1 protein-coding gene is annotated in these 485 nt (G+C 44.1%); it reads left to right on the forward strand.

Annotated elements, in window-relative coordinates; genetic code table 11:
- Positions 1 to 485, forward strand: a 485-nt coding sequence (locus tag ASC50_RS04210; protein WP_193391204.1) for a beta-L-arabinofuranosidase domain-containing protein, incomplete at both ends; no start/stop codon positions are given.

Raw genomic sequence — 485 nt, forward strand, 5'->3', positions numbered from 1 at the left:
TTTTAGACCCATTGGCAGCCTCACAAGACCAATTAAAGGGTTTACATGCCAATACGCAAATCCCTAAAGTCATCGGAATAGCACGCAATTACGAACTTTCAGCATCCAAGAGAGACAGTACCATTGCAAATTTCTTCTGGGAAACGGTCGTTCATGACCATTCGTACTGCATCGGAGGACACAGTAATTATGAACATTTTCATCAGCCCGGCAATTTATCCGACCAACTATCGACCAATACAGCGGAAACCTGCAATACTTACAATATGCTGAAATTGACCCAGCATCTTTTTGCACAACAACCGGATGCCAGATTTATGGATTACTACGAAAAAGCGCTCTACAACCATATTTTGGCTTCGCAAAACCCCAACACCGGTATGATGTGCTATTATGTTTCCTTGGTTGCGGGTGGGAAAAAGAACTTTTCGAGACCCGCAGATTTTTGGTGCTGCGGAGGGACCGGGATGGAAAACCATGTGAAA

The sequence above is a fragment of the Candidatus Symbiothrix dinenymphae genome, from assembly GCF_001431085.1.